Source organism: Micromonospora siamensis, assembly GCF_900090305.1.
Lineage (GTDB): Bacteria > Actinomycetota > Actinomycetes > Mycobacteriales > Micromonosporaceae > Micromonospora > Micromonospora siamensis.
Genome location: NZ_LT607751.1, coordinates 894,569 through 919,506, shown reverse-complemented (window position 1 = coordinate 919,506; position 24,938 = coordinate 894,569). Strand labels below are relative to the sequence as shown.

General features: G+C 69.5%; 23 protein-coding genes, 1 tRNA gene and 1 pseudogene. 9 read left to right on the top strand and 16 right to left on the bottom strand.

Annotated features, from left to right (window positions below; all coding sequences use genetic code 11):
• The first annotated feature begins 146 nt into the window (after nt 1-146).
• Complete coding sequence (locus tag GA0074704_RS04295; protein ID WP_172880410.1) at nt 147-1,367, top strand: hypothetical protein; 1,221 nt, start codon at nt 147-149, stop codon at nt 1,365-1,367.
• A 96-nt stretch (nt 1,368-1,463) separates the two neighbouring features.
• Here the strand turns inward: GA0074704_RS04295 and GA0074704_RS04290 are convergent, their stop codons facing one another.
• The 3 genes from GA0074704_RS04290 to GA0074704_RS04280 form a co-directional block, all read right to left on the bottom strand.
• On the bottom strand, nt 1,464-2,567 hold the full coding sequence (locus tag GA0074704_RS04290) for an IS30 family transposase (protein WP_088968606.1): 1,104 nt from the start codon (nt 2,565-2,567) through the stop codon (nt 1,464-1,466).
• A 96-nt stretch (nt 2,568-2,663) separates the two neighbouring features.
• A complete protein-coding gene (locus GA0074704_RS04285; protein WP_088969283.1) occupies nt 2,664-3,746 on the bottom strand; it encodes an NAD-dependent epimerase/dehydratase family protein in 1,083 nt (360 codons plus the stop codon).
• Nucleotides 3,747-3,803: 57 nt separating this feature from the next.
• Entirely contained in the window at nt 3,804-4,283 is a 480-nt protein-coding gene (locus tag GA0074704_RS04280; RefSeq protein ID WP_088969282.1) for an anthrone oxygenase family protein, read from the bottom strand.
• A gap of 123 nt (nt 4,284-4,406) precedes the next feature.
• Here GA0074704_RS04280 and GA0074704_RS04275 point away from each other — a divergent pair.
• Nucleotides 4,407-4,478, top strand: a tRNA-Lys gene (locus GA0074704_RS04275).
• An 84-nt stretch (nt 4,479-4,562) separates the two neighbouring features.
• Here the strand turns inward: GA0074704_RS04275 and GA0074704_RS04270 are convergent.
• Nucleotides 4,563-5,605, bottom strand: a pseudogene (locus GA0074704_RS04270) (tyrosine-type recombinase/integrase); the annotation flags it as partial.
• Nucleotides 5,606-7,109: 1,504 nt separating this feature from the next.
• Here GA0074704_RS04270 and GA0074704_RS04265 point away from each other — a divergent pair.
• Complete coding sequence (locus GA0074704_RS04265) at nt 7,110-8,639, top strand: AAA family ATPase (RefSeq protein WP_197697594.1); 1,530 nt, start codon at nt 7,110-7,112, stop codon at nt 8,637-8,639.
• A gap of 890 nt (nt 8,640-9,529) precedes the next feature.
• Here the strand turns inward: GA0074704_RS04265 and GA0074704_RS04260 are convergent.
• Both GA0074704_RS04260 and GA0074704_RS04255 read right to left on the bottom strand, forming a co-directional pair.
• Nucleotides 9,530-10,498, bottom strand: coding sequence for a hypothetical protein (locus GA0074704_RS04260; protein ID WP_157743594.1), 969 nt, complete (start codon nt 10,496-10,498; stop codon nt 9,530-9,532).
• Between the two features lie 203 nt (nt 10,499-10,701).
• Complete coding sequence (locus GA0074704_RS04255) at nt 10,702-11,865, bottom strand: DNA-methyltransferase (RefSeq protein ID WP_088969280.1); 1,164 nt, start codon at nt 11,863-11,865, stop codon at nt 10,702-10,704.
• Nucleotides 11,866-11,959: 94 nt separating this feature from the next.
• On the opposite strand from GA0074704_RS04255, the gene GA0074704_RS29840 reads away from it, so the two are divergent.
• A complete protein-coding gene (locus GA0074704_RS29840) occupies nt 11,960-12,223 on the top strand; it encodes a helix-turn-helix domain-containing protein (protein ID WP_088969279.1) in 264 nt (87 codons plus the stop codon).
• A 322-nt stretch (nt 12,224-12,545) separates the two neighbouring features.
• A complete protein-coding gene (locus tag GA0074704_RS04245; protein ID WP_088969278.1) occupies nt 12,546-13,187 on the top strand; it encodes a hypothetical protein in 642 nt (213 codons plus the stop codon).
• Nucleotides 13,188-13,444: 257 nt separating this feature from the next.
• On the opposite strand, the gene GA0074704_RS04240 is transcribed toward GA0074704_RS04245, so the two are convergent.
• Complete coding sequence (locus GA0074704_RS04240) at nt 13,445-13,669, bottom strand: winged helix-turn-helix domain-containing protein (protein ID WP_088969277.1); 225 nt, start codon at nt 13,667-13,669, stop codon at nt 13,445-13,447.
• Between the two features lie 698 nt (nt 13,670-14,367).
• Between GA0074704_RS04240 and GA0074704_RS29010 the strand changes: the two genes are divergently transcribed.
• Nucleotides 14,368-14,541, top strand: coding sequence for a hypothetical protein (locus GA0074704_RS29010; RefSeq protein WP_172880408.1), 174 nt, complete (start codon nt 14,368-14,370; stop codon nt 14,539-14,541).
• Between the two features lie 316 nt (nt 14,542-14,857).
• Here GA0074704_RS29010 and GA0074704_RS04225 read toward each other — a convergent pair whose 3' ends face one another.
• The 5 genes from GA0074704_RS04225 to GA0074704_RS04205 all read right to left on the bottom strand — a co-directional run bounded on the left by GA0074704_RS04225 (nt 14,858) and on the right by GA0074704_RS04205 (nt 19,244).
• Nucleotides 14,858-15,850: a sodium:calcium antiporter gene (locus tag GA0074704_RS04225; protein ID WP_231926871.1), complete on the bottom strand. Its 993-nt coding sequence runs from the start codon at nt 15,848-15,850 to the stop codon at nt 14,858-14,860.
• 489 nt (nt 15,851-16,339) lie between these two features.
• Nucleotides 16,340-16,807, bottom strand: coding sequence for a DIP1984 family protein (locus GA0074704_RS04220; protein WP_088969273.1), 468 nt, complete (start codon nt 16,805-16,807; stop codon nt 16,340-16,342).
• Nucleotides 16,808-16,920: 113 nt separating this feature from the next.
• Entirely contained in the window at nt 16,921-17,160 is a 240-nt protein-coding gene (locus tag GA0074704_RS04215; protein ID WP_231926756.1) for a lamin tail domain-containing protein, read from the bottom strand.
• A 7-nt stretch (nt 17,161-17,167) separates the two neighbouring features.
• The gene (locus GA0074704_RS04210; RefSeq protein WP_157743592.1) at nt 17,168-17,671 is read right to left on the bottom strand and encodes a hypothetical protein; all 504 of its coding nucleotides are present in this window, start codon (nt 17,669-17,671) and stop codon (nt 17,168-17,170) included.
• 118 nt (nt 17,672-17,789) lie between these two features.
• Nucleotides 17,790-19,244: an endo-1,4-beta-xylanase gene (locus GA0074704_RS04205; protein WP_088969270.1), complete on the bottom strand. Its 1,455-nt coding sequence runs from the start codon at nt 19,242-19,244 to the stop codon at nt 17,790-17,792.
• Between the two features lie 312 nt (nt 19,245-19,556).
• Here GA0074704_RS04205 and GA0074704_RS04200 point away from each other — a divergent pair, with 312 nt between their 5' ends.
• Together GA0074704_RS04200 and GA0074704_RS04195 are read left to right on the top strand one after the other, a co-directional pair.
• The gene (locus GA0074704_RS04200; protein ID WP_088969269.1) at nt 19,557-19,973 is read left to right on the top strand and encodes a hypothetical protein; all 417 of its coding nucleotides are present in this window, start codon (nt 19,557-19,559) and stop codon (nt 19,971-19,973) included.
• Between the two features lie 58 nt (nt 19,974-20,031).
• A complete protein-coding gene (locus GA0074704_RS04195; RefSeq protein WP_088969268.1) occupies nt 20,032-20,895 on the top strand; it encodes a transglutaminase-like domain-containing protein in 864 nt (287 codons plus the stop codon).
• Between the two features lie 5 nt (nt 20,896-20,900).
• On the opposite strand, the gene GA0074704_RS04190 is transcribed toward GA0074704_RS04195, so the two are convergent.
• The 3 genes from GA0074704_RS04190 to GA0074704_RS04180 all read right to left on the bottom strand — a co-directional run bounded on the left by GA0074704_RS04190 (nt 20,901) and on the right by GA0074704_RS04180 (nt 23,455).
• Nucleotides 20,901-22,187 (bottom strand): RNA polymerase sigma factor, encoded by a 1,287-nt coding sequence (locus tag GA0074704_RS04190; protein ID WP_377471428.1) that lies wholly within the window; start codon nt 22,185-22,187, stop codon nt 20,901-20,903.
• Entirely contained in the window at nt 22,184-22,537 is a 354-nt protein-coding gene (locus tag GA0074704_RS04185) for a YciI family protein (RefSeq protein ID WP_088973439.1), read from the bottom strand. The genes GA0074704_RS04190 and GA0074704_RS04185 overlap by 4 nt, the downstream gene beginning before the upstream one ends.
• A 120-nt stretch (nt 22,538-22,657) precedes the next feature.
• On the bottom strand, nt 22,658-23,455 hold the full coding sequence (locus tag GA0074704_RS04180) for an SAM-dependent methyltransferase (protein ID WP_331716644.1): 798 nt from the start codon (nt 23,453-23,455) through the stop codon (nt 22,658-22,660).
• Nucleotides 23,456-23,639: 184 nt separating this feature from the next.
• On the opposite strand from GA0074704_RS04180, the gene GA0074704_RS04175 reads away from it, so the two are divergent.
• A complete protein-coding gene (locus GA0074704_RS04175; protein ID WP_088969267.1) occupies nt 23,640-24,104 on the top strand; it encodes a hypothetical protein in 465 nt (154 codons plus the stop codon).
• Between the two features lie 15 nt (nt 24,105-24,119).
• Here GA0074704_RS04175 and GA0074704_RS04170 read toward each other — a convergent pair whose 3' ends face one another.
• Entirely contained in the window at nt 24,120-24,887 is a 768-nt protein-coding gene (locus GA0074704_RS04170; RefSeq protein ID WP_231926755.1) for a prepilin peptidase, read from the bottom strand.
• Nucleotides 24,888-24,938 lie beyond the last annotated feature (51 nt).

Sequence of the window (24,938 nt, the reverse complement as noted above, 5' to 3'; positions counted from 1 at the left end):
GCACCCGGCCGGCCCGGGCGTCGGTTCGGCGCGGGCGGCGACTCGGGCGCGGGCGGTAGCCCGGCTCGGGCTCGGCCGGCTTAGCGGCGGGTTAAGAGTTCGGTGACGGTTCGTGTCGGGGCCCGGTGGGGTCCTAGCATCGCGGAGTGCGTGTGAAGTCCGCTGTCGCCCTGCTCGTCCTCGGTGTCGTCACCGCCACCCTGCCCGCCTGCGGGGGCGGTGAGCCGTCCGCCGGCTCCCCGGCCGCCCCGGTGGCGGCCTGGTCGTCGGGCTCGCCGACCGCCCCGGCCACCCCGGCCGCGTCCGCGTCGCCGGGCAGGTCGGCCCGGCCGAGCCCGCCGCCGTCGAAGTCCCGCTCCGCCTCCCCGTCGCCGAAGCCGTCCCGTTCCACCACCACCGCCCCGGCGCTGCGGGCCGGCAACCCGGACGGCGGCGCGGCGGTCCCGGCCGAGGCCCGGGCGGTGGACACCTCCCGGCCCACCCGGACGATCGGCCGGGGCACGGCGGCGAGCTGCACCTCGGACGCGGTGGTGAAGGCCGTCGCTGCGGGCGGGATCATCACCTTCGACTGCGGGCCCGACCCGGTCACCATCACCATGAAGGCCACCGCCAAGATCCGTAACGCGAACGGTCCGGAGATTGTGCTCGACGGCGGCGGCAGGGTCACCCTCTCCGGGGGCGGCGCGCGGCGCATCCTCTACATGAACACCTGCGACGGCGCGCAGGGCTGGACCACCTCGCACTGCCAGAACCAGGACCACCCGCGGCTGACCGTGCAGAACCTGACCTTCACCGGCGGCAACTCCACCGGCGACAAGACCGAGGGCGGCGGGGGCGGGGCGATCTTCGTACGCGGCGGGCGACTGAAGGTGGTCAACTCCCGCTTCGTCGACAACCGCTGCGACCGTACCGGCCCGGATCTGGGTGGCGCGGCCATCCGGGCGCTCAGCCAGTACGACAACCGGCCCGTGTACGTCGTGGGCAGCACCTTCACCGGCGGGGTCTGCTCGAACGGCTCGGCGCTGAGCAGCATCGGCGTCTCCTGGACGGTGCTGAACAGCGTCTTCACCGGCAACAGGGCGATCGGCTCCGGCGCCAACCCGGCCCGCGGCGGCACGCCGGGCGGTGGCAGCGGCGGCGCGATCTACTGCGACGGCAACACCTTCCGGGTACGCGTCGCCGGTTCGATCATCCGCGACAACGAGGCCAACGAGGGCGGCGGCGCGATCTTCTTCGTCAGCAACGACCGCACCGGCACCCTGACCATCGAAAACTCGACCCTGCGCCACAACCCCAGCCAAGGCTTCGAAACCAAGGGCCTCCCCGGCATCTTCTTCCTGGGCGCCCGCCCACCCACCATCTCCTGACCCCCCGCAGCCTCCCCGGCTCTCCCCGGCTCTCCCCGTTGATCAAGAAGTTTTGGTCAGAAATCGGGCGGCGGGGTCAAGGGGTGAGTGCAATCGTTAGGCGGTGATGAGGTGAGCCAGACGCTGGGCTGGGGTGTTCCAGTCCAGCGTCTGTCGGGGGCGGGTGTTGAGTTCGTGGGCGACCTCGTCCAAGCCGTTCTGGTCGATGGTGCGGAAGTCGTAGCTGCTCTTGGGGAAGTACTGGCGTAGCAGCCCGTTGGTGTTTTCGTTGGTGCCGCGTTGCCAGGGGCTGTGGGGGTCGCAGAAGTAGACCGGGCAGCCGGTGGCGACGGTGAACACGGGGTGGGTGGCCATTTCCACGCCTTGGTCCCAGGTCAGCGACCGGCGCAGGTGCGTGGGCATGCGGGTGGCCAGGTTGGTGAGCACACCGATGACGGCTTCGCTGTCGCGGCCGTGGGGTAGGGCGCCGAGCATCACGTAACGGGTGGCTCGTTCCACCAGGGTCACGATCGCTGAGGCGCCGGCCTTGCCGATGACCAGGTCACCTTCCCAGTGCCCGGGCACCGCCCGGTCGGTGACCTCCGCGGGCCGGGTGCTGATGTGCAGGTCTGCGATCCAGGGCCGCCGACGGCGAGCGGCGCCCGCGGCACGTGACTGCGGACGCCGCTGGGTGCGTCCCGACCGTAGCGCTACCTGCCGGGTCAACTCGGCCCTCAGATTGCCTCGCGACTGCACGTAGATCGCCTGGTAGATCGTCTCGTGGGACACCTGCAACTCCGGCCGGTCGGCGAACGTGGTCCGCAACCACGCGGCGATCTGCTTCGGAGACCACCTACGGGCCAGTTTCCCCGCCACCACCTGCCGCAGCCGCGTACCGACCGCCAGCTTCGCCCTCGCCGGCCGCCGCCTGGCCGCGTCAGCCCGCCGCTGCGCCCACTGCGCCTGATAACCCCACCGATACGGGCGGCGCCCCCGCCCATGCGGCAGTGACCGCCCCAGCGGGTTCTTCGTCCCGTGCCGCGCACTGTTGTTCCGCGCCACCTCCCGCGACACCGTGCACACCGGCACCCCGAGAACCCCCGCGATCTGCGAGATCGTCCGACCAACCCCCCACAGATGCTCCAACACCTGCCGATGCCCGAACGTCAACACACCCGGCCTCGCCACCAGCACCTCCAGCCCAACCAAGATCAGTTGCACTGAAGCCTAGAAACCGCCGGCCTCGACGTGGCCAAAACTTCTTGATCAACGCGACTGGGGCGGGGCCTGGAGGGTGGGGTGGGGGTGGGGGTGGGGTCAGTAGGGGTTCGGGTGGCCGGGGAGGCGGGCCTTGAGGAGGGCGGCGGGGCGACCGGGCAGATCGGGGTCGCCGGACATGGGTGGGCTGTCGGTGTGGGCGCGGGTGGCCATGCCGGCGAAGAGTTCCTTGAGGGCGGTCAGGGCGTCCACCCTCGGGTGCCAGCCCAGCTCGGTCTCGGCGCGGTCGCTGGACATCAGTGGCGCGTTGAGCCCCAGCTCCACCCAGCCGGCGTCGACGGGTTGCAGGCGGGCCCGCCAGGTCAGCATCGCCGCTGCCCGCAGCACCGGGGAGGCCACCGGCACCGTCCAGCCGTGGAAGTGCCGGGCCACCAGCTCCGGGGTGAGCACCGGGTCCGCGGCGATGTTGAAGGCGCCGCGCGCGTCACCCAGCACCGCCCGGGCGTACGCGTCGGCGACGTCGTCGGCGTGCACGCCCTGCATCCGCAGCCGACGGTTGGCCGGGACCACCGGGATGCGGCCGTAGCGCAGCAACCGGACCGGGGCGAGCGGGCCGAGGAAGTAGCGGGCGATCTCGGTGCCGGCGTCCCGCTGGAAGATCAGGCCGGGGCGCAGGCGTACCACCCGCAGCGACGGGTGCTCGGCCTCGACCGAGTCCAGCATCGCCTCGACCTGCGCCTTGTCCCGGCTGTACGACGAGCCGGCCACCCCGGTCGCCGGCCACCGCTCGCTGATCGGGTGGTCCTTCGGGCCGGGCGCGTACGTGCCGACCGACGAGGCGTACACCAGGGCCGGAACCCCGGCGCGGACCACCGCGTCGATGACGGCCCGGCTGCCCCCGACGTTGGTGCGGTGCAGGGTGCGCTGGTCGTGGCTGGGCTGGATCTGCCAGCCCAGGTGCACCACCGCCGCCGCCCCGCCGAAGATCGTCGCCAGCTTGTCGGCCGCACCCGGCGCGCCGATGTCGCAGGAGTGCCACTGGACCCGGTCGTACGGCTCACCGGCGTCCTCGGCGGGCAGCCGGCGGACCACCCCGGCCACCTCCAGCCCGGACTCCTGGCGCAGCCGGCGCAGCAGCGCCGTCCCCGCGTTGCCGCTGGCCCCCACGATCACGATCCGCATGCCAGTCGTCGTACCCGTTGAACCGGACCCCAACCGCCGAACCGGTCACGGCCTAGGTCAGCTCGCGTCGACCGCCAGCGCGGCGACCAGGCAGCCGAAGGACGCGACGCTGGTCAGCGTCCGCACCAGGTTCCCGCGCACCCAGGACCGCTCGAAGCCGGCCCGCACCGCCGCCAGGTCCGCGACCGCGTCGGGGTCGCCGGCCGCGTCGAGCCGGTCGTTGAGCGGCACGTTCCACCGCACGGTGACCGCCAGCGCGGCCAGGTAGAGCAGCAGCGCGGCGACCGTCCAGGCCAGCACCGGCCCGCCGCCGCCCCAGTGCAGCAGCACCGCCAGGCCGGTGAGCGGCGCCGCGCCGAGGAACGCCGACAGGAACCACCCGTTCAGGATCCGCCGGTTGATCCACCGCATGGTCGCGACGAAGGTCCGGTCGTCGGTGGCGGCCAGGCCCGGCATGACCGAGCAGGCGTACGCGAAGAAGAGTCCACCCATCAACCCGGTGACCAGGGTGGCGGCGGCCAGCACGACGGTAGTCATGCGCTCCAGCCAACCGGGTCGCCGCGCTGTTGGCCATGGCCCGACGGGTCGAGTCGGCCCGGCCGATCCATCGACGGGAAGCCGGAAGGCCCCGAGGGGCCCGGTCCGGTAGCCTGGTGCGGCGGGCCGCTAGCTCAATGGCAGAGCTGTGGACTTTTAATCCATAGGTTCAGGGTTCGAGTCCCTGGCGGCCCACTCCGTTCCAGCTCAGCGGCCCTCTACGGGGCCGCTGTCTTTGTGAGCGGGGCCGGTACAGCAGCGAAGTACAGCAGTAGCGCCTTACCGGTCCAGTGCGTTGCCGAGCCGCTTGAGGGCGTCGCGGGTGGCCGCCGAGGAGACCACCGTGTAGATCTCCATGGTGATGGCGAACTGCGCGTGCCGGAGGATCTGCATCGCCACCCGGGGTGCACGTCCAGGTCCGCCAGGAGCGAGGCGCAGGTCCGCCGGGCGTCCCTGACGGTGATCCGCCGGACGCCGGCAGCGTCGCAGCGGCGGTCCCAGAAGCGGTTGAAGTTGCGCGGCTCGACCGGCCGGCCGTAGCGGGTGGTGAAGATCAGGTCGGATGGCTGCCAGGCCGGGCCGGCGGCGTCCCGGGCGGCGGTCTGGGCGGTGCGGCGGCGGCCGAGCGCCACGGTGCAGATGTCGGGCAGCGGCAGGGTGGCGTCCGAGGCGGCCGTCTTCGTCTCCCGGTGCAGCAGTTCGGCACCGACCCGTTGGAGCTGCCGGTCGATGGTCAACTCCCCCGCGTCGAGGTCGACGTCAGCCCAGGTGAGACCCAACATCTCGCCCTTGCGCAGACCGAGCACCAGGACCAGGACGTACGCGGCGTAGAGCGGATCGTCGTCGGCGCGGGCCGACTCCAGGAAGCGCCGCGCCTCGTCGCTCGTCCACGCCTTCTGTTTGCGCTTCCGAACCGGGGGCAGCTTCACCAGGGACGCCACGTTGCGAGAGATCAGTCCTTCGGTGATCGCCTGGGACAGCAGCGTCCGGAGGACGGTCCGCAGGTGGGCGACGCTGGTTGCCGAGGGCAGATCCCGGCAGCAGCGGCCGAGGGCACAGCAGCGCTGCTGGGCGGGCTTGCGCCGTTCGTCCTTGCCCTGGGCGCAGCACTGGCAGGTCCGCCCGACCTCGTTGATCCAGGTCTGGACGTCGCTGACCCGGAGCTTGTCGAGTCGCTTCCGGCCGAGCCCCGGCACGAGGTAGAGCCGGACCACCACCTCGTAGGTGACGTAGCTGCCCGGGGCGAGGTTCGGCTTGACGACCTCGCGCAGCCAGTAGCCGGCGTACTCCCCCACCGTCGGGGAGCGGGTCGCCACGGGGCCGGGGTGGTGGACACGACTGTCTCCTCATCAGGGGGTGGCAGGGACGGGAGACGAAGCACCACCAGCCATGGACGCCTGTCCGCTGGTGGTGTTCGTCGTGTCTCCTGGCACCGCCGAGAGGGCGGCTGACGCCGGAGGGCGGAATCGTGGTCGCGCCACGTCCCGCCGATTGGTCATGTCCTTTCACGCTCGTGGACTCGTTGATGAAGGCCGGCACGGGTGGGGAGCCCGGGATATCGGCATCCGGCGGGTTGCCGCAGGCTGCCCCCACCCGTGGAGAGGCGTGAATCCGGGCCATCGTGGACGGCAGGGAAGACCGTGCTGGGCCGCTCAACGGATTCGAGAAGTCGGCACAGCGGCCGGTGCGATCGAGAGCCGGCGGGACGTGGCCCGCATCAGCGGCAGGAAGGCCGCTCGGCATCTCCGACGTCGAGTCCAGCGATCCGGCAGGAAGGCCGCGCTGGCGTCCTCGACGAGCGCCAGAGTAGCACCGGGTACCGACACGTCAACCCGCCGTGACCCCTCGCGCCGGAGTGGAACGGCCGGCTGCCGGCCGGCTGCCGGCCGGTGTGGGAGGACTCTCTGTACGTCTATCAAGGCGGCCCGCTACGGGCCGCACGCGCCGCCGCCTGGGCGCGCGTCCGTCGCTCCGCTGGCGCTCCGACTCCGGCCACGCAACACGCCCGGTGGCTGGCGCGGAAGCGGGGAGCCCAAGGGGCCGCCTCAGAACGACAGGCCGTTGACCGGAATGTTGTGGGCCGGCAGCCGGCCGGACCGCGCGGCCACGAGCCCGCGCGGCGTAGGGGAGCGCACGCCGTCCGCGTCGGCGAGCTGGCGGCGGTCGCGGGGGTGCGGCTACTGCGCCTCCGGCGGGGGCGCTCCGGCTCCAGGATGGCCGGGGCTCCGCCGGCGGGTCCCGGTCCGTGGGTGGTTGCGGTAGGCCATCCCGCCTGCCATCGACCCGGGCAAGCCGAGCAGACCCCCACCCGACCCGCCAGCGCCCGACCGTGCGTCAAGGCCGTCTTGACATGGCGGGCCGGGTGGAGGCCCGCTCCCCAGGAGGGCGGGTCGATGGCAAAAGGGATGGCGTAGCCGATGTGGGGCGCCTCGACGATGATGGGTTCCGATATCGTCAGCACCTCGGCGAAACCATGCGCGTAGCACGAGCGGAGGAGCTTGAGTGCAACCGTCGGTGCAACGGGTCAGGCGGGCCGCGGAGGCTCTTGCCGCTGTCAAGCTAGGTCGTGACGCTTCAACGGTGATTCGCTGGCTTGCCGCTAAGTGGGCAGGAGCGAGTATCGACGGGGAACCGGTCGAGCTGACGACCACGACTGCCGTGCAGTTCTGTGACGCCTTCTTCGCGGTACCAGGAAGCGAGCCGTATCGGTGGTATGACCCGTTTCAGTCGGCTTGGAATGTCAGGGCACCCAACGGGGGCTGGCCCATAGGTACGGTCTGGACTCAACTTAATCGGCCCAGCGAAAAACTGAGATCCCTACTAGTCTTGGATCCGGGCAGAACGGCCAAGGGTGAGAAGGCTCTCTTTGTCGAGCCGAGACGGAGCCCGGAGTATCTGAACACCTTGCAGAAGGTTGTCCCGCACAAGAAGCGGATTCCGCCGCTGGAGCTTGCGATCTGGCGATACCGCTTTGGTGTTCCTAGTCACGTAGGGAACAGGGAGGATCTGCTCGCCGCCCTGGCCGAGGAGCTCCACCTTTCCGGCCAGGAGACCGAGCTGGTGTTCGACGAGCTGCCACTCTTCCTGGACGATGACCCGGAGTTGGGGGAAGTTTGGCCGCCCGAAGAGCTCGCCGAACTCCTCTCAGCTCCCAAGACTCCGCCGCCAGTAGCAATGCCTGAGTTAGAGCCGCCGCGGGACGAGCCTGAAGCCGAGGAGGAAGACTACCGACGCCTCAGCGCCTATGCCACGCTTCCTTTGGAAAGTGCCGATGTCGACGCCCTGATCGGTCGCGTCGAAGCTGCGGTGCAAGCCCGCGGTCTACTAATGCCTGATCCCTCCCTTATGGAGCAGTGCGTGCTTGCCCTGCTCACCGGGCACCTCGTGCTACAGGGCCCCCCCGGCACCGGCAAGACGACACTCGCCCGTGCACTCGCGGAGGCTTTCGATTGCACCAGCGAGTTGCAGACTGCCACCGCAGACTGGAGCACCTACGACGTGATTGGCGGCCTCCAGCCCGGCGTAGGGGACGGAGATCAAGAGGTTCTACGCCCGTGGCTGGGGCATGTACCCCGTGCTGCACTGCGTTGCGCTCGGACCGCACGAGCTCACGAGCAGGACCCAGCGGACGAGCCAAACCAGGCACATTGGTTGATCATTGACGAATTCAGCCGTGCGCAAATCGACAAGGCCATCGGTGGCCTTTATACCGTGCTGGGCGGCAGCGGTGAGCAGACGCTGGAGCTCTGGTTCGAGAGCGATCCCGGGCGAAAGGTGGTCCCATTTCCCCGAAGATTCCGCATCGTCGCGACGATGAACGACGTTGACGCCTCTTTTGTCTACGACTTCTCACAGGGCCTCAGCCGCCGGTTCCAATTCGTTTACGTGGGTGTTCCTCATCAGAATGACATCGGTTCCGAGGTCGACGCTGCCTTGGCACATGCGGCGACTTGGCTGGCCGCCGAGTACCCAGATCAGGCAGGTACCCGTGATGACGTTGCACTCCTCGAAGCCTGGCAGGCTAACCCTGATATCCAAGGGTCCCTCGGGCTGCTAAAGGAAGTGATTGCTCGTGTCCGCTACCCTGCAGCCGGGGCGACGGGCGGAGGCTGGCCACTAGGCACTGCTCAGGTCGCTGACGTACTTCGCCGACTTGTCCTCCGCGTCAACAGTAGCGGAGACCTAATGCCGGTGCTCGACTCCGCGCTAGCCGACCGGATCGTCCCGCAGATGAGCGGGGCCAAGCCTGTCGTCCTTCAAGGCCTGATCGAGTGGCTTCACGCCGAGCATTCGGTTGAATTGGCACGCACAATTCGAGCTGCGGAACACCTACGCGACACCTCGGCTACGGCATGACCGGAGCGCCGCCCGCAGAGACGCTCATAGAGGAAGCATGGGACGACGAGGACGGGGAAGCCTCGGAGGACCTGGGGAGCGGTTACTTCACGGACCGCAGCCGATTGGCAGCCCTGTCCGCAGCCCTCCCCTTTGTGGCGACCTACTTTGTTCGAAGTGACCAGCTGCGGCTCCAGCCGGCGGCGGTTGTTGGCACCCACTCGGTCAACGTGCCGGGCCAAACCCGACAAGCCGTTGACCCCGTACTAGCGGCTCTCCGGCTCCGCGCCGCTCTCGTTAGTGGGCGACAGCTAATCGAAGTTCTCGTAGTCGTGCTCCGAAATGCCAACTTCCGGTATGAGCAGGTCCGTGATGTACAGGTAGGCCACTTGCACGGTCGGCTAGATGTCCCCCGTTACTTGCAGCAACGGGGACGGCGCAGCTCACCTCGCCACTACCCCGTGGTTGACCTACAGCGCAGCAGGGTGACGCCAGAGAACACCCTGGCAGCATTCGCACTGCACTGGTTGGTGGCCGAGCTCGATGTATGCCTACTCCTCCTCGGCCAGACCGCTGGTGCTCCGGAAGGACGCGCAGCTGCGCAAACTCGCGCTGATTTGGTGAGGCTGGGTACGCACCCTACGTTCCGTGCAGCCGCTGTCGAGGCCGCTAGAGCGGCTCAACGGGAAACGGTTGGCGAGCTGCTTGACAGGGTGGAAGCAAGATTGCGGGCTGGCCACGTGACCCGTGCCGGAGGCTACGAGCAGCTGGCTGCGTGGGTTCGTAGGGCAATAAGCGGAGAGCCCGAGGTAGCCGAAGGAGAGCTGGCCGCGGCGTTCTACGGGCCCCAATTTGATGACAAGTTGTTTGAGCTCTGGTGCCTGGCTCAGCTCACGGCCGCGATCAGCCGACTACTCGGTCCACCTCGGTACGCCGCTCCCCACTTGCTGCAGCGTGACACGCGGTCGCCGCTTTTCATCTGGGATGCCGGGGCGGATACTGTCGAGCTGTTCTTTCAGCCCGCGCTCGCCGTCCTTGTAGAAGCTGACAACCGTTGGTGGTACCAGCCCGGAGGTCGGCAGCTCCGCGCTTTCCCCGACCTGGGTATCCGGTGCAGGCACGTCGACAGCGCTGCCGAGGTGATACTGGTCGACGCGAAGCTGCGCCGGCGGACCGCTCGCGGACAGGAGCTCTACAAGCTCCTGGGCTACTTCGCGAATGCAGGGCGACCCGTACGACTTGGTGGTCTGATCTTCCACGAACCCAAGGGCTTTGGGTCGTACGGCAACCGCAACCGCCTGCAGACCGGCCTGGGCGATGGAGCTGGAACGATCGAGGTTATTGCCGTCGAGCCAGGTGATGTTGAGGGCAGCGCCCGTGCTTTTGACGTTCTCGCGCGGCTTGTCGTGGCGGCCACTGGTGTGCCGGCGGACCAGGTGGAGGTCCTCACAAGGGATGACGATGAGGAAGGTGACACGGCCGAACGGGCGGGCGCCCGAGCACAAGCTCTGGCCGTGGCCCAACTTCAGACCCTCGCGGGCCAGTTTCCATCGCACGTACTCGAAACGACGTCTGCGCACCTTCGGGCGTTGCTCGAAGATGCTTGGCCCCAACTCGGCGAGGAAGTGCAGCGGATGGTGAAAACCGCCGTCCATTTCGGCGTCACCGCTCCTGACGGCGCTGATCTTGCCGGCCCGGTCCTCGGTCTGTGTGCCCCGATTGAGCGGCTGCTTCGAGAACGGCTCGCCATGCCCGCACTGTCCGGAGTTCGCGGGCAACCTGGCTGCAACGCCGAGCGCTGGACCCTGGGCACAATGCTGTTGAGGTTGCGGGAAGCCCTCGGCGGAGGCAATGGCATTGTGGCTCGCCAGCTCCGTCAACACATGGACGGGGAAGGGCTGGATCTCTCAAGTCTTGCGACTCTCGTTACTGACCTTGACCACCTGCGCTCCCGGTACCGCAATAAAGCGGCCCACCAAGGGCTGATGGAAAGGCCTCAGTGGAACGAGGTCTTTCGGCTTGTGCTGCGATCTGACGATGCTCTGTTGCCTCGCTTGGTGTCCTTCTTCCCGGCCGCCTCAGATTAGCCGACCTCAGGGGCGATTGGATTCAAATCGACCCCGATCGCGTCTCGCCCGGTCTGCAAGGCAACTTGCAGGGTTGTGCCGGTTCCCATGAATGGGTCGAGGACTACGCCCCGGGTTCGCCCTTCGTGTCCGCAGCTAGTCCAACCGGTCGTGATCTTTTTGGCAAACGTGAACTCTCGGAAATACCCGCCGAGCGCTTCCTTTGCCTCCCTAGCGAGGGTTTGGACTGACTTGGAATTGCGACCAGTGCCGGTCTGAAAAGAAAGTGCCTTGCCGGCATCCGAGACTCCTGTGGCCTGGATCGCTGCAATGTGAGCTTCGGTGAGACCCTTCTCAACCGCGAGCTGCATTGCTCGCTTGGCTTGAGGCCGACTGGGGTCGAGCCGCGCGGTCCTTGCGACGACCCGCTCAGGCGGGACGCCGCAGGTCGTGCAGACCGTCGGAGGGCAGGCTAGGACGATGGCTCGGCGCACCAACTCTCGCGGATAGGGAGCAAGGTGAGCGCCCATGTTCCTATCAAGTCCCATAGTCCAGACGTCACCCGGGTTTGCACCATTACCGTACTCCGCAGAGTAGCCAAAAAGGTCGTAGTAATAGTTCGTGCGCGGGCTGAAATGAATGATGTACTCATGCCGGTTCGCCAAGCGATTCTTGGCGGGTTCCGGCATCCCCTGACCCTTCTCCTTGGCCCAGATGATTCGATTCCGGACTAACCAACCGTTGTCCATCGCTGCTGCCTCGATACGACCCGGGATACCCATGAGCGAACGCTTGTAGTAGGTGTCGCCGACGTTGAGGAAGATCGAACCCGTTGGCCGCAGTAGCCGGCGCCATTCCTGGAAGCAGTCCATGATTGAGGAGACAAAGCCTTGGGGAGTGTCTTCAAGGCCAATCTGGTCCGCATGACCGTAGTCACGCTTTTTCCAGTACGGCGGCGAGGTGACGATCAGATCGACACTAGCGTCGGGCAGATCGATCTTGCGCGCGTCGCCAACGATCACTCGTTGGGTGGGCGCAGGTAGGCCAGCGGTGTCAGGTCCCGGGACCTCGGCTGCTTTGTCGCCGAAGGCCTCGTCCGAGTCAACAACACGTGGGGTCCGATCGGCAAAGAGCGGCAGTACCTGGGGCTGGAGTCGCGAGGGCTCAACGTCAGCAGTCATCGCCGGAAGTCTCCCAGGCTGCACTGACGTTCCCCGCACCGGCGGACGCTAGGCTCATCGGCCCCCCTCGCGCTGCATCATTCGCGTCGCGTTAATGTATCATTCCGCCATCAAGAACTTGATGCCGGACGCAAGACGTCAGCTCGCTAGCCGCCTACGAGCCATGCGGCTGGCGCGATTCCTGACGCAGCACGACCTATCCGAGCGCTCCGGCCTGGGCCGCGCGACGATTGCAAGGATTGAGGCCGGCGTTACGGCCCCGAGGATGAGGACCGTCCGGGCCCTCGCCCAAGCCCTGGATGTCGCTCCCGGGGAGCTGGTCCCTGACCCAGAGTCACTGTGGCGAGAGGGGCTTTAGCCGAGGGGGCTGATGCTCGTGACCCGGGTACCAGCTGTGAGCCACAACCACGCCGGCAGCCCAACCGTTCGGGCTGAGAACCCAGGACAGGGACTCGGTCAGCAGAAAGTCAGCGAGATGCGAAGCTGCGGCCGCCAATAGCTGATGCAGGACAGCCGTGTCCGTGACGCCAGCGCAAGTCGCTGACATCGATCGGCACGCGACCGCAACCCGGAGCCGCCTTTGCAAGGCGGCGTCCGGCGACCCGCCGTGCCGGGCTCGACAGACGGTGTGCCATCGAAGGTCAAGATGAAGACCGATAGTCGCCCATGAGGGGAGCCCGATGCCAATCGATGCCACGACCTTCGCTGCTTCCGTCGCAACCTCCGTGGTGGCCGCGACGGTGGTTGAGCAGGTTGTGAAGCCGCGCGTGGAGGCCAACAAAGAACGCCGAGCAGCCCGGCGGGAGCTCATGAGCCGAATGGTGGGGTTGTCGCTGTCCGCTGGCGTACTCGCAGAAGAGCTGCCGAAGGACATGAGCCGCGAGGTGCGCGACCGTGTCCGCGCTGAGCAGGTGCGCCAAGAGGAGCGTCTGCGCCTGATCGTTCAGCAACTCTTTGACGACTCGGGCCGGTTCGTCGCCGTCTACGGGGGCCCGCTCCGACAGCTACTGGTGGAGTACGCCATGTGTGTCCACGGACTGATGCTTTCCAGTCGCACGCGCCTGAGGAAGGCCCAGATCATCAAAGAGTTGAACGTCCCGGTTGCTACAGCGCTCGACCCTGAGCGCCAACGGCTGTGGTACGTGCTGGGAAACGTGCGCGCTCTGCGGGAGGCCAGCCGCATCATCACTTCTACTCACAGTGACCAGAGGGACGAGCCGGAGGAGCCTGTCGAGCGCCGGCGCATCCCACGGCCGAGTCGTGAGGCAGTGAGGCGGCAAGAAGGCAGCGCGAGCCTCGATGCGAGCCGACGCGAAACGTGAACCGACGACATCCGGCACCTGCTCGTTGACGACGGCTGCCATCAGTTGGCAGCGGCCGGGAGCTTGTGTCCGCATCCCCCGGGGGCGGGCGGAGCGGCTGTTGACAGCAACGCTGACAGCAACCGCGCCGGACGGTGGCACGCTGACGTGGGCTGACATCGACGAGGCTCCGAGCTTGCGGCCGTTCCCGGACGAGCGCGGACGCGGTGCACAGAGCTTGTAAGCGAGACGTCGCGCCCTTAGAGAGCGACCGGGGCTTACCTGGGAAGCGGGTTGGCGATGTAGACGCCCTTGCCTTGCCGGCCGTCGATCAGCCCTTCGGCCTTGAGCAGCAGCATGGCGGCCCGGATCACGGTGTTGCTGACCTCGTAGTGCTCGCAAAGGGCGGCAAACGACGGCAGCTTGTCGCCCGGCTTCAACTGGCCGGAGCTGACCTGCTCGCGGATATCCCGGGCTACCTGTAGGTAGGCGGCTTCAGACATAGGTGGTGCTCCCAGCTTGGCGGCTGGTGCAAGCAGACCACACCTCTGGCTCGACTTACAACGCTATGTGTCGTAGCTGTTGACCCTGCGCACATTGCGTCCTAAGTTGCTCGTGGGGCTACCCAGCTTGGCGGCGGGTCGTCCTGCCGTGGGTGCCCTGTCTCCGGACACGGCTGACCGGGTGCCCACGGGATCCCCAGCGTCGGCGGGAGGCGTGATGACCAGACCGAACGATGCAACTGGTTCGACCGCAGGTGGCGTGCGGGGTGCCGGTTACCACCAGAGGCAGGACAACAGCCGGCGGCGCGTGTCTTACGACGAGTACGTCCTGGCGGCGGCGCTGACCCTCGCCCGCCGGCACCGACCCGTCTGGTCATGGCAGCACTGGCGGCGCATATGCCGCTGCGGCCGCGACCTGCCCTGCCGAAGCCGTCATCCCATCCCGATCAACCGCGGCCACTGGCCGAGCCAGGACGCGCCGAGATGACGACCCACCTCCCGATCACGCCGGGCTGGACGTGCGGCGGCTGCGGTGCCGACTGGCCCTGCCACACTCGCCGTCGAGAGCTGCGAGCGGAGTACGACCGCGCCCCGGTGTCACTCGCCCTTTACCTGGCAGCCCAGCTCGTCGACGCCGCCGAGGACCTGGGCCACGTCCCCGCTGGTCACCTGCACCACCGATTCCTCGGCTGGACCCGATGAGCATCCTGCGACCCGGCGACGAGAAGTTCCACTACAGCGATGGCTCACACAAGTGGATCCCGCCGGACCCGGACTACGACCAGGAGGTCTGGGACGAGCAGGTCCGCCAGCACACGCAAGGCCACCTCAGGAACGAGCGCCCCAAAGTCCGCATCCAGCGCCTGGTCTGATGCCAGCAGTACAGCAGCGAAGTACAGCAACCGTGCGAGCCGAACCCGGCCGAGAAGCACGTCAGCAGGCCGGATGACCTCGAACCACACCGCAGAAGGCCGGCTCGCCGGCAATCCATAGGTTCAGGGTTCGAGTCCCTGGCGGCCCACTTTTCCGCACGCCAGCGGCCCGTAGGGTGGCCGGTTGAGCCCTGCCCTCCGTTCGTGACAGCAGCCAGGTCCGTGCCTCATGAGCAGGCAGCGTCAGCGGATCGCCATGGATGGTGGCGGAGTTGCCGGTCGGGTGATCCGAGGGGCACGGGTCGGCCGGAGGCGTTCAGCCGGGTCGGATGAGCAGTAGCACCACGGTGGCCAGGTAGATGAACGGGATCGCGGCCCCTTCGAAGCCGATTCCCCGACGTTCCCGGATGATCAGCCCAGCGGCCAGCGTGGCGGTCATCAGAGTGGTCATTCCAGTGAACAGCAGACCCGACAGGTTCGCTTCCGAATAGATCGATCCAGGCCGGTATGCGGCGTCGGCCAGGAAGATCATCAAGGCGTCGAAGGCGTTGCCACCGAGGATGTTGCCGATGCCGAGGGTCAACGCCCCGATGCGAATCGCCGCGATGAGGGTGATCAACTCCGGTAGGGAGGTGATCGCCGTGGTGAGCGTGAAGCCCACGAAACCGCTGGGCAGGCCCGAGGCGGCGACTACGCCGAGCCCACCCTGGCCGATCAGGTAACCGGTGGCGGCCACCACGGCAGCCAGCGCGGCCAGCCGCAACCACAGCCGGCGGAGGCTCACCTCAGACGGGGTCGTGGCCGGCACGTCCTGACGGGTGTCGGCGGTGCGGCGCGCGAACCACATCGGTTCCTTTCGGAGCCTGCGGAGCAGTGCCAGACCGTACAGATAGATCACCGGTATCAGCAGGCTCGCCGGGTGCACCCAGAGGACGGTGAGTTCAGGCGTCGCGTACGCCACCACGGGCAGGCAGAGCAACGCCACCAGGATGATCGCCTGCAGGACATTCTCCAGGGAAGCCGCTGCGTGTTCGATGTTGGACCGGCGGTAGAGCAGGTCGGCGATCGCCAGCCACACCGTCTGCACCGCGATGCCACCGATCGGGTTGGCGAGGGCGAACTCGGCGTCCTGCCGCACGGAACCGATGATCGTGGTGGCGATGCCGGGCAGCGAGGTCACCGCGCCGAGCAGCAGCGCACCGGCCACCGCTTCCCCCATGCCGGTCCGGTCCGCCAGCTGGTCTGCCGTCCGGGCCAACGCCCCACCCGCGAACAGAATCGCCACCAGCGCGGCGAGCAACGCGATCACGCTGGGCACGAGGGGCCAGGTACCCGCGGCCGTCACGAGGTGCCGCCGGCAGTCAGCCCACTTGCAGAAACCATGGTTCTACCCGTACCCGATCGCCGGGACTTTGGCACGGAGGCCCGATCACTCCTGCGGCCTTCGTCGAGCCGAGGTTCGGCGGGGAGGCGTGTACAGCGGTAGCGGGTCGGCAGCGACCTCCGACAGATCGCCTAGCCCAGCCGGCGTGCCTGCCTATCCGACATCGCCGGCAGTGAGTTGCTACTGAACCGTACGCGGGTCGCGGAGGTCCCCTGTCCCGCCCTCACCGTCGTGGATCTGCACCTGGTGGTGTGCCGTGCCCCGTGCGCCGTCACCTGTGTGCTGTGCTGGGCATGCGTTGTGAATCGGGGAGTCGAACCCCACGCCCGCCCTCGGCGCGCCAGGAGGTTGGACCGGATTACAGCCGGCCCGCTGTCGTGCACGCCTCCACGTCGGCTACCTGCTCCGCAGCCCTCAGTCCAGCAGCTCGACCTCCCAGTTGGACCGCTGGATCAGCGTGTCGACCTCCCGGAGCTGCCGGGCCAGGTCGTCGGCCTGCCGGCGCAGCTCGGCCACCGGCAGCGCCGGGATCATCTTCAACTCGGAGCGCAGCTGCCGGTGTCCGCGCTGACCTTCACCGGCGGCGGCATTGGCCGCGGCGGTGACCACGCCGTGCCGCAGCCGGAGTACGTCCCGACGGGCGAGCGCGTCGGTGAGGGTGCCCGCCCCCGCCACCTCGGTGGCGGCGTTGGTGCGGTTGATCCGCCGGATCAGCGACTCCAGCTCACCGAGCACCTCGGCCGCCTCCACGAGCAGGGCCGACGCGTCCTCGGCGGGCGCCTCGCCCTCCTGGTAGCGGGCGCTGGCGGTGATGCGGGCACGGAGTTGTTCGGCGCGGCGGGCCGCGTCCGCGCGCAGCGCCAGAGCCTCAGCGAGCTTCATGGGCACCAGTATGGCCATCGAAGATCAGCTTCGCGCGCCCATTTCTGTCGCGCCCGTCGACCCGAGCGCCGGCCCACCCCGTGGGGGCAGGCCGGCGCCGATGGTCAGCCGGTTCAGCAGTACGTGTAGCTGCCGCTGCTCCCCCACGAGCAGGAGTCGATCGCCGCACCCGAGGCGTTGCGCAGGTACGCGGCGTCGCCGGTGTTGTTCCAGACGTACGCGGAGCGGCCCCAGTAGAAGTGCCGGTTGCCGTTGGTGCCCTTGCCGGTGTGCACGTAGGCCGCGTACCCGGCGGGCAGCCAGTAGTCGGTCGGGAACTTGTAGACGTGGCCGACAGCACCATATGCGCGCAAGATCGCCTCATCGCGGCGAGGAAGGTCGGGGCGTCGTCATTCCGACAGAGATCCGCTGGTCCAGCTCCCGGCGCAGGGTGGCGCGACCCGGGGTCACCCGGTCCAGCGGGACGATCACGTCGTACGGCTTGTTCCGGCCGCGCCCGAACCAGTGGTTCGCCTTGAGCGGTGGCCGAACCAGCTGGGGGTCCACCGGTTCCACGGTCAGCCGCGGTTCCACCCAGCCGTGCATCCGCACCCGGGCGATGTTGGAGTAGTCGATCGCCAGGGTGCCGCCGTCCGGGGTGGCCACCTCCAGCGCCGTGTCGGTCAGTCGCAGCGGCAGTCGGAGCTGACGCTTGCGGGACCAGCGGGTCATGACCGCCGACACGACGGCGAGTGGACCGTAGAACAGGACGGTCTCCCACCACCTCTTGTCCTGCAGAGCGCTGAGGACGACGACCACGGGGACCGCGCAGAGCAGGATCACCCCCATGGTGACGAGCCAGCGGCGGGGCGAGTACCGGAACACGACGGCGGACGTTTCATCGGTGGCGGCCACTGGCCCTTGCTGCCCGACCGCTCCCGTCGGCAAACCGGCGGGCCCCGGTTGCGCACCGAGCCCGCCGGTTTCCGCTTCGCCGCCGCCGCTAACCGACGGGTACGAGCCGGAACTGCTGGTTGGCCCGACCGTTGCAGTCGTAGATCTGGACCTGCTGTCCGTTGCCGGTGCCCCAGACGTCGAGGCAGCGGCCGGACTGGACGCCGGTGATGGTGCCGTTGGCGTTGACGTTCCACTGCTGGTTGGCCTGGCCGTTGCAGCTGTAGATCTGCACCGCCGAGCTGTTGCCGGAACCGGCGGCGTCGAGGCACATGCTGCCGTACACGGTGAGTTGCCTGCTGGCGGTCCAGGTCCACTGCTGGTTGGTCTGGCCGTGGCAGTCGTACAGCTGGACCCGGGTGCCGTTGGTCCGCGAGCTGTTGGGCACGTCGATGCAGCGACCCGACTGGCTACCGACGATCTTGTTGGCGCCGCCGGTGCTCGGCGGCGGCGTGGTCGGGCCCGCGGTCGGCGTCGCGGTGCCGGTGGGTGCCGGACCGGCGCCGTTGAGGACGTTGAGGACCGAGGTGTACGCGGCCTTCTTGTTGCCGCCGCCGTCGAAGAGCAGCGGGCTCTCGCCGGAGCGCCAGGAGTCGCTGTCGCGTACGCCCCAGACGGTGATGCCGATGCAGCGCGGGACGTTCACGCAGGCCTGGGTGAGCCCGGCGTACTGGGTGGTGGAGGCGTTGGTGACGTCGACCTCGGTCAGCGCGACGTCGACCCCGAGGGCGGCGAAGCTCGACAGCGTGGTCTGGAAGTTGCCGGGCAGCGAGCTGCCGCCGGTGAAGTGGGTCTGGAGGCCGACGCAGTCGATGGGCACACCGCGGGACTTGAAGTCCTGGATCATGCGGTAGACGCCCTGCGTCTTGCCGTAGCTCCAGTTCTCGATGTTGTAGTCGTTGTAGCAGAGCTTGACCGAGGGGTCGGCGGCCCGGGCGGTCCGGAACGCCACCTCGATCCAGTCGTTCCCGGTGGCCTGGAGGTTGGACTGGCGGCGGCTGCCGTCCTCGTTGAACGCCTCGTTGACCACGTCCCACGCGGCGAGCTTGCCCTTGTAGTGGCCCATCACGCCGTTGATGTGATTGATCATGGCGTTGCGCAGCGTGCTGCCGGACATGTTCTGCATCCAGCCCGGCTGCTGGGAGTGCCAGGCGAGGGTGTGCCCGCGGACCTTGATGCCGCGGCTGTTGGCCCAGTTGTAGATCTGGTCGCCGGCTGAGAAGTTGAAGACGTTCTGCTGCGGCTCGGTCGCGTCCGGCTTCATCTCGTTCTCGGCCGTGACCATGTTGAACTCGCGCGCGGCGATGGTGGTGTACGCCGAGTCGCCCAGCCGCCCGCCGGCGATGGCGGTGCCGAAGTACCGGCCGGACTGCGCCGCGGCGGCGCCCAGCGTGCTGGCCGCCTGCGCCAGGCTGGGCACCACCAGCGCCGCGGCGACCACGGCGAGGGCGCTGGCGGCGGCCACCGCCAGCCGGTGGCCGCCATGTCTCGTCAGACGTGTCATGACACTCCTCTGCGCTCGTTGAGGGGCGGCCCGAAGCCCCGCTCTTGCGGGCCACGGCTCCGAAACTTTTCGGTGATGTTCCGGTAACTGACATCGGACGATACCGATGAGCCAGTGATCGGTCAATGTCGATATGGCCGGCTTCGGCCGGCCATTGCCCGCAGTACGCGGAGCGTCGGCGTCTCCGAAACTTTCGGAAGTTTCGTTCGATGAGCAGGCCGTCGGGACGCCCCGATCGCACAACCGAGGGACACCTCGGAGGCCGCATATTGGCTAGCCTGACGCCTCACGCCCGAGACGTGGAGTCGGCCGATGCTCAATCTGGTGCAACGCCGTTCGATCGCGGTGGCGGCCGTCGTCGTGGTGGCCGCCTGCGGTTCCTCGGCCACCCCCGCGACGGACGTGGCACTTCCGACGGGCTCGGCCACCGCCGTGGCCGACCTGCGCACCCTCGTCGCCCGCTGCCCCAGCGTCCTCGTGTCCGACGGAGCCGGTGGCTTCGTCTCCCGTTACGCGATCGCCCCGGGACCGCGGCTCGGCGACGAGAGCGTGCACGGGCGCCAGAGCTCGGGGACCGGCCCCGACACGATGCGGTGGGACTGCCTGCCCGTCCGGGTCGGCACCGATCTGGTGGCCATCCAGGAGGAGGGCAACAAGCCCGGCGGCGACGAACTTCTCGTCCAGCTCGCCGACGCCGCTGTCACCAGGCACCGGACGACGGCGTCCTGAACGACCCCGCCCAGCGGCCCGTCGTCCCGTAGCGGGCCACCGAACCAGGGAGGCACCGATGGAGGACTTCGACCGGCCGGGCCGCTTCACCGATGCCGGGGCGTACGCCCCGCTGCTCGACGCGCTACCCGCGGACCTCGCGGGGATCGCGCGCGCCGGGCACGGACTACTCATCCACGAGCATCACACCCAGCGGTACGGGGTGAACCTGTCGGACACCAACCGGCAGACCGTCCACCTGCGATCGGTCGCCGAACTGCTGGCCCGGATCGTCGAACGCTCCGACCGACCGCTGGACGTCCCACGCGAGCCGCAGCGACGGGTGGCGGGTGTCTGCCGGCACTTCACCCTGTTCCTGGTCAGCGTGCTGCGCGCCCGGGGCGTGCCGGCTCGGGCGCGATGCGGCTTCGCCGACTACCTCGCCGAGGGACGGTACGAGGACCACTGGGTGGCCGAGTGCTGGGACGCCGGGCGACAGCGGTGGACGCTGGTCGACGGCCAGCTCGACGAGCGGCAGCGGGACCTGTTCGGGATCGACTTCGACGTGACCGACGTGCCGCGCGACCGGTTCGTGGTGGCCGGTGAGGCGTGGCTGCGCTGCCGCGCGGGCGGCGCCGACCCGGACGCGTACGGGTTGGCCGCCGCGGGTGAGGGCGGCTGGTGGTGGATCGCCGGCAATCTGATGCGGGACGCCGCCGCCCTCGGTGGGACCGAGCTGCTGCCCTGGGACGCATGGGGTGCGATGCCCCGGCCACACGAGCCGGTCGACGACGAACGGGCGGCGCTCTTCGACGAGCTGGCCCGGCTCACCGTGGACCCCGACCGGCGTCCGGAGCAGTTGTGTCGGCTCTGCGCCGACGACCGGCTGCGGGTACCCGACCGGGTCCACAACCTGCTGCGTGAGCGCGAAGAACCGCTCTGAGGTAGTCAGCCGACGTCGGACGGCAACGCCGCCAACGCCCGACGCAGGTGGGCCCGCTCCGGCTCGGTGCCGGCGAGCTCCAGCGCCCGCCGGTACGCCCGCGCGGCCTCCGGCAGCCGGCCCACCCGACGCAGCAGCTCCGCCCGGGCCACGTGGTACGGGTGGTGCCCGCGCAGCCGCGGCTCGCCGGCCAGTTCGTCGAGGAGGAGCAGCCCGGCTTCCGGGCCGTCCCGCATGGCCACCGCAACCGCCCGGTTCAGGGCCACCACCGGCGACGGGGTCAGCGCGTACAGCACGTCGTAGAGGGCCACCACCTGCGGCCAGTCGGTGGTGGCGACGTCGGCGGCCTCGTCGTGCAGGGCGGCGATCGCGGCCTGCACCCCGTACACCCCGGGTGGACCGCCGGTCAGCGCGACCCGCACCAGGGCCCGGCCCTCCTCGATCATGGCGCGGTCCCACCGGCCGCGGTCCTGGTCGTCGAGGAGGACCAGCTCGCCGTTCGGGCCGGTGCGGGCCTCGCGCCGGGCGTGGATCAGCAGCAGCAGCGCCAGCAGGCCGGCCACCTCGCGTTGCGCGGGGAGCAGCCGGCGCAGCAGCCGGGCCAGCCGGATCGCCTCCTCCGCGAGGTCGGCACGTTGCAGGTCGGGGCCGGCGCTGGCCGCGTAGCCCTCGGTGAAGACGGAGTAGACGACCTGGAGGACGCCGGGCAACCGATCAGGCAGCTCGTCCGGGTCGGGCACCCGGAAGGGGATCCGTGCCTCGCGGATCTTCTTCTTGGCGCGGACGATCCGCTGCGCCATGGTGGCCGGTGGCACGAGGAACGCGCGGGCCACCTCCGGCGTGCCCAGGCCGGCCAGGCAGCGCAGCGTCAGGGCGGTACGGTCCTCGGCCGACAGCGCCGGGTGGGCGCAGGTGAAGAAGAGTTGCAGCCGTTCGTCGGGCAGGTCACCGGCGGTGTCCGGCGGCGGCACGGCGGGCGCGCGTTCCGCCTCGGCCTGGAGCAGGGCGAGGCGGAACGCCGCGCTGCGGTCCCGGCGCAGCCGGTCCACCGCCCGGCGCCGCGCGGTGGTCAGCAGCCAGGCCCCGGGTCGGGCCGGTACGCCGTCGACCGGCCAGTGCCGAAGCGCCGCCTCGACCGCCTCCGAGGTGACCTCCTCGGCCAGGTCGAGGTCGCCGAAGCGGCGGACCAGAGCGGCGAGCAGCAGGCCGCGTTCCTCCCGGAAGACGGCCTCCACCGACGAGGCGACCGACGACGTCGGGCCCACGCCGGTGGAGGCGTCCTCGCCGCTCACACGTCGAAGTTCGCGACCGGGCGCACCACGACCGAGCCACCGCCACGCGAGCCCGGGCAGCGGGCCGCCCAGTCCAGCGCGACGTCCAGGTCGGGTACGTCGATGACGTAGTAGCCGCCGAGCACCTCGCGGGTCTCGGCGAACGGGCCGTCGGTGATCAGCCGCTCCCCCGACGGGCTGACCCGGACGGTGGTGGCGGTGGTCAGGTCGGCCAGCGACTCACCGGAGACGTAGACGCCGGAGTCCCGGATCGTCTTGTCGAAGCTCACCCAGTCTTCGAAGGTGCTCCCGTCGGCCACGGTGGCGGCGTCGAGTTCCTCCGGGTTGCCGGCGCTCTGGATCAACAGCATGTACTTCACGGTCGGTCTCCCGTCGTCCCGGTCATTGTCGGTACGACATCACGACGCACGCCGTGCCCGCGGATCGACATGCGCGGTCGAGGAATTTCTCGGAACCGCCGCGCCACCGCCTCAGCGGCGCACGCCGACCGCACCGTAGCCGTGCGACACCCCGGCCTGCGGTTCCCCGTCCGGCCGCCACTGCGCCAACCGGACCAGCCCCGGCTCGACCAGGTCGTAGCCGTCGAAGAAGCGCTCGACCTCGGCGTACGAGCGGGGCACCAGGGGGGCGCTGCTGCGCCGGTAGACCGCCTGGCCCTGTTGGGCCGCCGTCGCCGGGGCGCCGTCCATGGTCAGGTGCGACAGCACCAGCAGGCTGCCGGGCACCGTCGCGGCGCGCAGCCCGGCCACCGCCGCGTACGGGTCGTCGGCGTCGGGAACGAAGTGCAGCACCGCGACCACCAGCACCGCCACCGGCTCGGCGAGGTCGATCAGGCCGCGTACCTGCGGGTCGGCCAGGATCTCCGCGGGCCGGCGCAGGTCGCCCCGGACGGCCACCGTACGGCCGTCCTCGGGCAGCAGCCGGCGGGCGTACGCGACGGCCACCTCGTCGGAGTCGACGTAGACCACGCGGGAGTCGGGGGCCACCGCGCGGACCACCTCGTGCACGTTGCCCTGGGTGGGCAGGCCGGCGCCGATGTCGAGGAACTGCCGGACGCCCCGCTGCGCCGCGTACCGGACGGCACGGCGGAGGAACGCCCGGTTGGTCTGGGCGGCCACCCCGGTGTCCGGGAAGATCTCCAGGACCTTCTCGGCGGCGGCCCGGTCGGCGGCAAAGTTGTGGCAGCCACCGAGGTAGTAGTCGTACATCCGGGCCACGTTCGGCCGGACCTCGGCATCCGCCGGCCCGCTCGTCGGCTCACTGGACACGTCGACTCCCCTCCGGCACCGCACTGCTGGCGCCTGAATGTCTAGCACCGCTCGTGTCGCCGCGCTGACCCGTCTGTCACGAACCGGTCCCGTTCCGTGCGGGTGTCCGCTGTCGTTGATCCGGCTGCACCGGTCGCCGGCCGGGCCCACGGTGGGGGGCACCGATCGTCGAGGAGGGACGCCGATGACCCGTCAACGGGAGACCGTGGAGGTGGACGCGGTCCTGTTCAAGGCCGTGTACGACTCACCGGCCGCGCTGCCCGGCGCGCACCGCTGGGTCACCTGTGAGCACGACGTACGCCGGATCGAGAAGCTGCTGAACATGCCCCCGCACAGCATCGGCGCCCCGCTGTGGGTCAGCGGGGACACCCCGGACTGCCCGAAGTGCGGCCGGCGGGTGAACTGGCTCGACATCGTGTCGTCGGCCCTGTCCGGGGTGCACGACCCGGCGATGATCGCCCGCGTGATCCTCGGTGACCGCAAGTACGTCAACACCGAGGTGCCGGACGCCATCGCCGGGGTGTACTGCGTGGACTGCCGCACGCCGGTGGAGGACCTGCGCAGCTTCAAGTGCCACAACTGGGCGTACGCCTTCGGGGATCTGGAGGCGGTGCTGGAGCGGATGGCGGGCCCAACGGCGACGGCCTGACCCACCCGGGCGGGGTCACCAGGTCAGGGCCAGCGCGGCCAGCGTGCCGAGGACCAGGAACGGGCCGAACGGCAGGTGACTGGACCAGCGGACCCGCCGGGCCGCCAGTAGGACCAGCCCGGTCACCGCGGAGAACACGCAGGCCAGCGCCGGCCCGACCAGCAGCAGCGGCCAGCCGTACCAGCCGAGCAGCGCGCCGCCGCCCAGCGCCAGCTTGGCGTCGCCGAGCCCGAACCCGCGCCGCCCCAGCAGCAGGGTGGTGCCGGCGAAGAGGAGCGCGAGCAGGACCGCCGCCGCGACGGCGCGCAGCCATGCCCCGCTCCCGGGGCCGGTCCACGCCGCCACCCCGAGCAGCGCCAGCGTGCCCGCGGCGGCCGGCCAGGTGAGCCGGTCGGGCAGCCGGTGCACTGCGGTGTCGACTCCGACCAGGGGCACCGCCCAGGCGAGCCACCAGGCCAGCGCACCCCCCTCGGCCGGTGGGCGGTCGGCGAGGGCGACCACCAGCAGCACCGCCAGCAGGGCCGTCTCGACGGTCCAGGGTGGTGCGCCGATCCGGCGGCGGCAGCCGGGGCAGCGGGCCGTCGGGCCGAGCGCCGGCCACGGCCGGTCCAGCCGGATGGGGGTGGCGCAGCCGTCGCACGCCGCCCGGTCGGCGGTGCCCTGGGGTACGGCGTACCGGGCGACCGCGTAGCGGCAGGCGGGCGCGACGGCCAGCACCGCGAGCAGGGCCGATCCCCGGTGAGCGGTGGCGACGGGCGGCTCTGGAGCCAACGAGGCGGACACGGAAAGTAACCTCACGATCGCCGCAGTGTTCCGGATGGCGCGAGAAACGGC